Source organism: Actinophytocola sp. (assembly GCF_035942955.1).
Lineage (GTDB): Bacteria > Actinomycetota > Actinomycetes > Mycobacteriales > Pseudonocardiaceae > DASYTH01.
This window is the reverse complement of sequence record NZ_DASZCQ010000347.1, coordinates 1-9,210: the sequence shown is the minus strand read 5'-3', so window position 1 is coordinate 9,210 and position 9,210 is coordinate 1. Positions and strand designations below refer to the sequence as shown.

At 70.9% G+C, this 9,210-nt stretch carries 8 protein-coding genes and 1 tRNA gene; 6 read left to right on the top strand and 3 right to left on the bottom strand.

Annotation, left to right across the window (positions count from 1 at the left end; translation table 11 throughout):
- Positions 1-5: 5 nt before the first annotated feature.
- The 3 genes from VGX25_RS34565 to VGX25_RS34555 all read right to left on the bottom strand — a co-directional run bounded on the left by VGX25_RS34565 (position 6) and on the right by VGX25_RS34555 (position 3,134).
- Positions 6-758 (bottom strand): SDR family oxidoreductase, encoded by a 753-nt coding sequence (locus tag VGX25_RS34565; protein WP_326922193.1) that lies wholly within the window; start codon positions 756-758, stop codon positions 6-8.
- A 2-nt stretch (positions 759-760) separates the two neighbouring features.
- Positions 761-2,068 carry an L-fuconate dehydratase gene (locus tag VGX25_RS34560; RefSeq protein ID WP_326922192.1) on the bottom strand — a complete coding sequence of 436 codons (1,308 nt, stop codon included), beginning with the start codon at positions 2,066-2,068 and terminating at the stop codon, positions 761-763.
- 214 nt (positions 2,069-2,282) lie between these two features.
- On the bottom strand, positions 2,283-3,134 hold the full coding sequence (locus tag VGX25_RS34555; RefSeq protein ID WP_326922191.1) for a fumarylacetoacetate hydrolase family protein: 852 nt from the start codon (positions 3,132-3,134) through the stop codon (positions 2,283-2,285).
- A 138-nt stretch (positions 3,135-3,272) separates the two neighbouring features.
- Between VGX25_RS34555 and VGX25_RS34550 the strand changes: the two genes are divergently transcribed.
- From VGX25_RS34550 to VGX25_RS34525, 6 genes are all read left to right on the top strand, one after another.
- Complete coding sequence (locus tag VGX25_RS34550; RefSeq protein WP_326922190.1) at positions 3,273-5,075, top strand: carboxyl transferase domain-containing protein; 1,803 nt, start codon at positions 3,273-3,275, stop codon at positions 5,073-5,075.
- A 39-nt stretch (positions 5,076-5,114) separates the two neighbouring features.
- A complete protein-coding gene (locus VGX25_RS34545; RefSeq protein ID WP_326922189.1) occupies positions 5,115-5,705 on the top strand; it encodes a DUF4262 domain-containing protein in 591 nt (196 codons plus the stop codon).
- 91 nt (positions 5,706-5,796) lie between these two features.
- Complete coding sequence (locus VGX25_RS34540; protein WP_326922188.1) at positions 5,797-6,711, top strand: hypothetical protein; 915 nt, start codon at positions 5,797-5,799, stop codon at positions 6,709-6,711.
- Positions 6,712-6,846: 135 nt separating this feature from the next.
- Positions 6,847-7,416, top strand: a complete 570-nt coding sequence (locus VGX25_RS34535) for a MauE/DoxX family redox-associated membrane protein (RefSeq protein WP_414636080.1) — start codon at positions 6,847-6,849, stop codon at positions 7,414-7,416.
- Between the two features lie 22 nt (positions 7,417-7,438).
- Positions 7,439-8,125, top strand: coding sequence for a DsbA family protein (locus VGX25_RS34530; protein ID WP_326922187.1), 687 nt, complete (start codon positions 7,439-7,441; stop codon positions 8,123-8,125).
- Positions 8,126-8,576: 451 nt separating this feature from the next.
- Positions 8,577-8,649, top strand: a tRNA-Ala gene (locus VGX25_RS34525).
- Positions 8,650-9,210: the final 561 nt, after the last annotated feature.

Here is a 9,210-nt window from a genome sequence, read left to right as displayed (position 1 = left end):
CTGGTCTAGGTCTTGGGGCGCAGCCGCAGTCCCTGCATGCCGCCGTCGACGGCGAGCGCGGTGCCGGTGGTCGCCGCGGCCAGCGGGCTGGCCAGGTAGGCGATGGCGGCGGCCACCTCGGGGGCGGACACCAGCCGCCCCATGGGTTGCCTGGCCCGCAGCGCGGCCAGCTCGCCGTCCGGGTCGGCGGCGGCGTCGAGCAGCCGGCGCACCCATGGGGTGTCCGCGGTGCCCGGGTTGACGCAGTTGACCCGGATTCCCTCGGCCACGTGGTCGGCGGCCATGGCCAGGGTGAGCGACAGCACGGCCCCCTTGGTGGCGCTGTACAGCGCGCGGTTGGGCAGGCCGGCGGTGGCGGCGATCGAGCAGGTGTTGACGATCACCGCGTTGCGCGAGGCGCGCAGGTGCGGCAGGGCGGCGCGGGCCACCCGGACCATGCCGAACACGTTGACGTCGAACACCCTGCGCCACTCGTCGTCCGAATTGGACTCGATGGTGCCCTGCGCGCCGATTCCCGCGTTGTTGACGAGGATGTCGATGCCGCCGAGCTGCTTCACCACGGTCTCGATCGCGGCGCGGACCGACGCGTCATCGGTGACATCGGCCTTGAGGCGCAGCAAAGACTCCGGCGCGCCGGTCGGGTCGAGATCCAGGCAGGCCACCCGGGCCCCGCGCTCGTGCAGCAGGCTCGCGGTGGCCAGGCCGATCCCGGAGCCGCCACCGGTCACCACGGCCACCAGGCCGTCGAACTCGCTCATGGTCAGCTCGCCTCCCTCCACACCGGACCATCGGGATAGGCGTACTGCGCGAGTGTCTCCGCGCGCATCGAGGCGCTGAAGCCAGGGGCGGTCGGCGCGACGTAGTTGCCGTGGCGGATCGTGACCGGGTCGATGAAGTGCTCGTGCAGGTGGTCCACGTACTCGATCACCCGGTTGTCCAGCGATCCGGACACCGCGACGAAGTCGAACATGGACAGGTGCTGGACCAGCTCGCACAGCCCGACCCCGCCGGCGTGCGGGCAGACCGGCACGCCGAACTTGGCCGCCAGCAACAGGATGGCCACGTTCTCGTTCACCCCGGCCACCCTGGCGGCGTCCAGCTGCAGGTAGGAGATCGCACCGGTCTGCAGCAGCTGCTTGAACACCACCCGGTTCTGCACGTGCTCTCCGGTGGCCACCCGCACCGGCGCGATCGCCCGCGCGATCGTGGCGTGCCCGAGCACGTCGTCCGGGCTGGTCGGCTCCTCCACCCACCACGGGTCGAACTGGGCCAGCTCGCGCACCCAGGCGATCGCGGTGCTGACGTCCCAGCGCTGGTTGGCGTCGATGGCGATCCGGATGTCCGGCCCGACCGTGTCCCTGGCGATCCGCAGCCGCCGCAGGTCGTCCTCCAGGTTCGCCCCGACCTTCAGCTTGATCTGGGTGAAGCCGTCGTCCACGGCCTGCTTGCACAGCAGGCGCAGCTTGTCGTCGTCGTAGCCGAGCCAACCGGGCGTGGTGGTGTAGCCCGGGTAGCCGTGCTCGCGCAGCCGCGCCTCCCGCTCGGCCTTGCCCGGCTCGGCGCGGCGCAGGATCTCCAGCGCCTCCCGCGGGGTGAGCGCGTCGGACAGGTAGCGGAAGTCCACAAGGGACACGAGCTCCTCCGGGGACAGGTCGGCCAGCAGCTTCCACACCGGCTTGCCGTCCCGCTTGGCCTTCAGGTCCCACAGCGCGTTGATCACCGCGGAGATGGCCATGTGCATGATGCCCTTCTCCGGGCCCAGCCAGCGCAGCTGCGAGTCGTGCACCATCTGCCGCCACATGTCGCCGAGGTCGGCGAGGGTGCCGTCCAGCTGCCTACCGACCACATAGGACTCCAGTAGCCGGATCGCGGCCGCCTGCACGTCGTTGCCCCGCCCGATGGTGAACGCGAACCCGTGCCCCTCGAGGCCGTCCGGGGAGTCGGTCTTGATCGCCACGTAAGCGGCCGAGTAGTCCGGATCCGGGTTCATCGCGTCGGATCCGTCCAGCTCGCGGGACGTCGGGAAGCGGATGTCGAACGTCCGCAGGCCGGTAATCGTCGCAACCATCAAGCCGCGCCTTTCAACTCGGGCATGTTGGCCGTCGTCGTGGGTCGCCTCGAGTGGTGGGTCTCCGGACCGCTCCTCGGGCAGGCCTCGTTCCTCGGCCAAGCCTGCGGCTCCTCGTTCCTCGGAGCCGCAGGAGTATCGATGGCTCGCTCCGCAAGCTCCGCTCGCCCCTCGTCGCGGTGGGCCAACTCCCTCGCCAGGCATTCCGCAAGCTTCATGCCTGCCCTACAACCTGCCGTTGCCGGCCGAGACCGTCGATCTCCAACTCAAGCACGTCGCCGGCCCGCAGGTACGGCTTCGGATCTGGCTGGCCGAGCGCGACGCCGGCCGGGGTGCCCGTGTTGATCACGTCACCCGGCTCCAGGACCATGAACTGGCTGACGTAGTGGACCAGCCGGGCCACGGTGAAGATCATGTTCTTGGTTGAGCTCTGCTGCCGCAGGTCACCGTTGACCCACAGCCGCAGCGCGAGCTGCTGAGGGTCGGGGATCTCGTCCGCGGTCACCAGCCACGGGCCGAGCGGGTTGAACGTCTCGCACGACTTGCCCTTGTCCCAGGTGCCGCCGCGCTCGAGCTGGAACTCCCGCTCGGACACGTCGTTGGAGATCGCGTAGCCGGCGACGCAGCGCAGCGCCGCGGCCTCGTCCTCGACGTAGCGGGCGGTGCGGCCGATCACCACGGCCAGCTCGACCTCCCAGTCGGTCTTGGAGCTGCCGCGCGGGATCAGGACCTCGTCGTTCGGGCCGATGACGGTGTTGGGGGCCTTCATGAACAGCACCGGCTCGGCCGGCTTCTCCGCGTGCGTCTCCTCGGCGTGGTCGGAGTAGTTCAGCCCGATGCAGACGACCTTCCCCGGCCGGGCGATCGGCGGGCCGATGCGCGCCGGCGGGTCCAGCTCGGGCAGCTCGCCGGCCTCGACGGCAGCTCGGACGCGCTCGGTCCCGTCGCCGGCCAGCCACGCCCCGTCGATGTCGCTGACCAGGCCGGACAGGTCGAGCAGGCGATCTTCGCGGTCCAGCGCGGCCGGCCGTTCCCCGCCCACTGGACCGATTCGGAGCAGCCTCATCGAGCCCCCTCACGAAAACATCGGATCATTGCCCTGATGTATAGCCGCCGGCGTCCATGCTGGCAAGTGCGTGTGTCGAACTGCCATCGAAGACGTCCGATGTTAACGAGAGTTGTGCGATTTTGGTAGGAAGGCCCGGTGGACCAGGAGAAACTGCTGGCCCCGATGGCCGCCACGGTGGTCCGGGTGGACGTCCGGCCGGGCGACGAGGTGCGGGCCGGCCAGCAGGTCGTGGTGCTCGAGTCGATGAAGATGGAGCATCTCGTGCGGGCGCCGGCCGCCGGTGTGGTGGCCGCGGTCGAGGTGGCCGCCGGCGAGGCGGTCAAGCAGGATCAGCCGCTGCTCGCGCTCGATCCGGTGGACGGGGCCGAAGCCGAGCCGGTGGCCGAGCCCGCCGACCTCGGCGACCTGCGGGCGGATCTGGCCGAGGTGCGGCGCCGGCACGAGGTCGGGCTGGACGCCAACCGGCCGGACGCGGTGCGCCGCCGGCGGGAGCGCGGCCAGCGCACCGCCCGGGAGAACCTGGCCGACCTCTGCGACCCCGGCACCTTCGTCGAGTACGGCGCCCTGGTGGTGGCCGCCCAGCGGCAGCGGAGGGGCCTCGACGAGCTGATCGCGCGCACCCCGGCCGACGGGCTGGTGACCGGGGTGGCCGAGGTGAACGGGTCGCGGTGCGTCGTGCTGGCCTACGACGCGACCGTGCTGGCCGGCACGCAGGGCGCGTACAACCATGCCAAGAAGGATCGGATGTTCACCCTCGCCGCGCGGCAGCGGCTGCCGGTGGTGCTGTTGGCCGAGGGTGGCGGCGGCCGTCCCGGCGACACCGACGTGCCCACCGTCGCCGGGCTGGACGTGCCGTCGTTCCACCTGTTCGCCCGGCTGTCCGGGCTGGTGCCGCTGGTCGGCGTCGTGTCAGGGCGCTGCTTCGCCGGCAACGCCGCGCTGCTCGGCTGCTGCGACGTGGTGATCGCGACCGGGGACGCGACGATCGGCATGGGCGGCCCGGCCATGATCGAGGGCGGTGGGCTGGGGGTGTACGCGCCGGAGGAGATCGGCCCGCTGTCGGTGCAGGTGCCCAACGGCGTGGTGGACGTGGCGGTGGCCGACGAGGCCGAGGCGGTCCGGGTGGCGCGCCGCTACCTGTCGTACTTCCAGGGGCCGGCGTCCGACTGGAGCTGCTCCGACCAGCGGGCGCTGCGGGCGGCGGTGCCGGAGAGCCGGGTGCGGGCCTACGACGTGCGGACGGTGATCGACACGCTGGCCGACACCGACTCGGTGCTGGAGCTGCGGTCGGAGTTCGGCGTCGGGATCGTCACGGCCCTGGTGCGGGTTGACGGGCGCCCGCTTGGGTTGATCGCCAACAACCCGATGCACCTCGGCGGTGCCATCGACGCCGACGCCGCCGACAAGGCCGCCCGGTTCCTGCAGCTGTGCGACGCGCACGGGCTGCCGGTCGTGTCGCTGTGTGACACGCCGGGGTTCATGGTGGGGCCCGAGGCCGAGCGGACCGCCACCGTGCGGCACTTCGGCCGGATGTTCGTCGTCGGGGCCAACCTGAGCGTGCCGATCTGCGCCGTCGTGCTGCGCAAGGCGTACGGGCTCGGGGTCATGGCGATGGCCGGCGGAAGCCTGAAGGTGCCGGTGGCCACGGTGTCCTGGCCGACCGGCGAGTTCGGCGGGATGGGCCTGGAGGGCGCGGTGCGGCTCGGCTTCGCCCGCGAGCTGGCCGCGATCGAGGACCCGGAGCGGCGGGCGGCCGCCGAGCGGGAGATGGTGCGGCAGGCCTACGAGCACGGCAAGGCGCTCAACACGGCGTCGATGTTCGAGGTCGACGACGTCATCGACCCGGCGGAGACCCGCACGTGGATCACCGCGACGCTGGCCTCCGCGGCCGCCGGTTCCGGGCCGGGGAAGCGGCGGCCGCACGTCGACACCTGGTGACCCGGGCCCGAGTGGATCTTGTCGGTGTGGTGTGCGAACATGCGTTCGACAGATTCGCTGGCGGTGGGGAGACACTCGATGTGCGACGTGTGCGACGGAAAGACCGAGGAGCAGGTGCGCCGGGAGTTCCTGGCCCGGATCGCCCAGCATGACTACACGATGGTCAGCGTGCGCGAGGAGCGCGCGCGGGACCGCACCTGGGTGGCGCCGGGCTTCGTGTACTCGGTCGGCCTGTGGACCTTCCGGCGCGCGCCGGAGCTGATCGTCGTCGGGGCGCCGGTCCGGCACGCCGTGGCGGCGATCGAGCGGTACGCCGAGCTGACCGAGTCGGGCCGGCGGTTCGCGCCCGGCGGCCCGTATCCCGGCATCGTGCCGGGCGCGGCGGTGATGCTCGAGGTCGTCGCCCCGGCGTTGTACCGGCAGTGGCTGGTGAGCGCGTTCGACTTCTACCCCGACGGGGGGTTCCCGGTCCTGCAGCTCATCTGGCCGGACTCGGACGGCGCCTGGCCGTGGGACCGCCGGTGGGAGCGGCACAACACGCCGCAGCCGATCCTGACCGAGACCGGCCGGCCGGAGAGCTGGTCGCCGCCGCGTCCGGCCGGCGCGGTGCGTCGCCGCGCCACCGGCTGACGGAAATTCCCCGAACCGGTGAACCGGTCCCCCATGACGCTCGTGTGTGTTGCGTCCGCGCTTGACGACAGACGCACCAAGAGGAGATGTCATGAAGTGGGTACGGGCGCTCACCGGAGCCATGGCGGCCCTTGCCCTGGGCGCCGCGGCCGCGTGCGGGCAGGGCAACGCGGTTGCCGGGGACGCCGTGGAGCCCGCTGCCGCCGCCGCTCCTGGGGACGACTACGGGGCCGCGCCGCAGGGCGGCAATCAGACCACCGCGCTGGCCAGCAAGTTGGGCGTGGCGAGTGCGGGTCCACTTGGCACGGTCGTGGTCAACGAGCTGGGGCGCACGATCTACCGGTCGGACAAGGACACCAAGGAGCCGTCGAAGTCCAACTGCGACGGTGACTGCGCCGAGGCGTGGCCGCCGGTGCTGGTGGACGACCCGGCCAACCTCGAGGTCAACGGCGTCGACAAGGCGCTGCTGGGCACGGTCACCAGGGCCGACGGCAAGAAGCAGCTGACCATCGGCGGCTGGCCCGGATACACCAACGCCCGGGACACCAAGGAGGGCGACGTCAACGGGCAGGGCGCCAACGGCCAGTGGTTCGCGTTCACTCCGGACGGCAAGAAGGCCGCCAGCAAGGCCGACGCAGCCAAGACCGTGTCGATCGTCGTGATGCCCGTCAACCCGCTCGGCGACATCCTGACCAACGCCGAGGGCATGACCCTGTACCGCTTCGACACCGACGGCAAGAACCCGGCGAAGTCCAGCTGCGAGGGCGAGTGCGCGGTCAAGTGGCCGCCGCTGCTGATGCCCGAGGGCGCGACGCTCGACCTCAAGGGCGTCGACCCGGCGCTGGTGGGCACCACGCTGCGCGCCGACGGCAGCAAGCAGGTCACCGTCGGCGGCTGGGCGCTCTACACGTTCTTCAAGGACAAGAAGCCGTGCGACACATTTGGCCAGGGCGTCGACGGAACCTGGTTCGCCTCCACACCGACCGGAGGCAAGGCAGGCGTCTGACGGAGGGAGAAAGGCTGAAGGTGGCCATCGCATCGCGAGGTGTGCGATGGCCACCTTCAGTCGTGTCCGCGGTTCACCGCATGGGGTGACGCGGTTTCTCAGGATCCGTTCAGCCGCGACCGGTAGCCTCTCGGCGTGGTTCGTGTGCTTGACGGGATCGGCACGCTCGTCCGGCTCGGACTCGCCGCGGTGTGGCTGATCTCGGGTGCGATCAAGGTCAGTGATCTCAACCAGACCTACATCGCCGTGCAGGCCTACGAGCTGCTGCCCGCCGGGCTGGCCAGTGCCGTTGCCGCCGCCTTGCCGTTCCTGGAGCTGGCGCTCGGGGTGTTGCTGCTGGTCGGGCTGGGCACCCGGCTGGTCGCGCTGGTCTCGGCGGTGGTGCTGCTGGCGTTCATCGGGGCGGTGACGCAGTCCTGGGCGCGCGGGCTGACCATCGACTGCGGCTGCTTCGGCGGGGGCGGTCAGGTGCCGGCCGGGCAGACGCGGTACCCGCAGGAGATCGCCCGGGACGTCGGGTTCCTGCTGCTCGCCGGGTGGCTCCTGGTGCGACCGAGGACGCTGGTGTCCGCGGACGGCATGTTCGGTGAACGTGAGGAAGGGCGAATCGGTGGGCGGAGCGGAACGCAGCGCTCGGAAGAAGCGGCAGCAGCAGCGGACGGCGGGGAGCCGGGCAGTCGCGTCGGCGCGCGCGAGCGGGAGTGACCGCACCAAGATCATCATCGGCGTGGTCGTCGTGCTGCTGCTGGCCGGCGCGGTGCTCGGCGGCGTGCTGTACACCAACGCGCAGAAGAACAAGACCGAGGGCCAGACCATCGCGCCGCAGCCGGTCTCCGCCGACTACCCGGTGAGTCGCGACGGCGCCGTCGTGGTGGCGGGCAAGCCCGACGCGAAGGTCACCATCGATCTGTACGAGGACTTCCTGTGCCCCGCCTGCCGGGCGTTCGAGACGGCCAACGGCTCGGCGATCGAGGCCAAGCTCAAGGACGGCAGCGTGCGGGTCCGCTACCACATGCTGGCCATCCTCAACGACCGGTCCGATCCGCCCGGCTACTCGCTGGACGCCGCCAACGCCGGGCTGTGCGCCGCCGACGCGAACAAGTTCCCCGCGTTCCACAACAGCCTCTACGAGTCGCAGCCCGAGGAGGGCGCCCGCGGCTACGACAACGGCCAACTGGCCGACCTCGGCGCCCGGCTCGGCATCACCGGCCCCGACTTCAAGTCCTGTATAGACAATGGCCGGTACGAGGCGGACATCCAAGCCGCCGAGCAGCAGGCCACCACCGCCCCGTACCTTCAGCAGGACTTCGGCAACGGCCAGCGCGGGTTCGGCACGCCGACCGTCGCCGTGGGGCAGAAGGTGGTCGACACCTCCGACCCGCGATGGCTCGACAACCTGGTCAGCGCCGGCTAGCTATCGCCCAGCCCCGGGATCGGCGGCGCACCCACCGACCACCGGGCCGTGCTCCACCTCGGTGCGCGACCCGCCGCCCGGCCGCCAGCACGCAGGTGATCCCAGCCGCTCCCGCAGGGCGTGCTCCGAGGTGCTCGGTGTGCTCGCCGCGACCGGTCGACCCGGCCATCACCCGCAGTTGCGGCCGGGCGTGGTCCCGGCGGTCCTCCGGCGTCGGCCGCCCCTCCGGACAACGTGTCCACAGGTCCGCCCTGCTCACCATCGACAGCTCGGTGATGCTGTCCAACCTCCCCCACTCCACTGCCCACCCCCATGTCCCTCCGCCGCGCTCCTGCACCCCGCCCGCTGCCAGCAACCGCTCCACCAGCAGCACCCGCTCCATCCCCACGGTCGAGCAACAACCCGGCTACACCCCACCCCATCCCGTCAGGTACCGTGTACGACGCACCAAGGGGCTGTAGCGCAGCTGGTAGCGCACCACACTGGCAGTGTGGGGGTCACGGGTTCGAGCCCCGTCAGCTCCACTTGCTCGGGCGACGTGTCCGCGGACCACGTCGCTCGTCGTATCTTCTGGGGGACGACCCCCAGACCCCCGCATGTTCGGGCGCTGGGCGCCCGAACGGTTCGTATGCTGATGCGTAGGCCCACTCCTTGATCAATCTTGGGTCCTGCAATGTTGTGCCCTGTTCGGCTTCGGGCAGCGAACCGGCCATGACCGCGTCCCGGTCCGCTCAATCCACGCCATGACAGCGTCCTCGACGACCGCAGTGTCCCGAGACACCGTCATGCGCTCATCCAACCGCTGGCGCAACTCGATCAAGCACGACGACGTCCTGAGCAACTGCCCCGACGAGCGGCCAATCGCAGGAAGTGTCACGGAACATTGGCCCGATCGACCTGAACGTCCTCTTCTGGCGATGACCGTGCGTCACGCTGTCAAACTCGGGTGCGCTCCACTGGGCCGTTGAACCATGCTTGGCCGCATGACGGCGAAGATCACTCGCATTAACCCTGATCAACTGCATGCGCCGCCGGGTTACCACCACGTCACGGTCGTGGAGGCCGGGCGGACCGCCTTTGTGGCC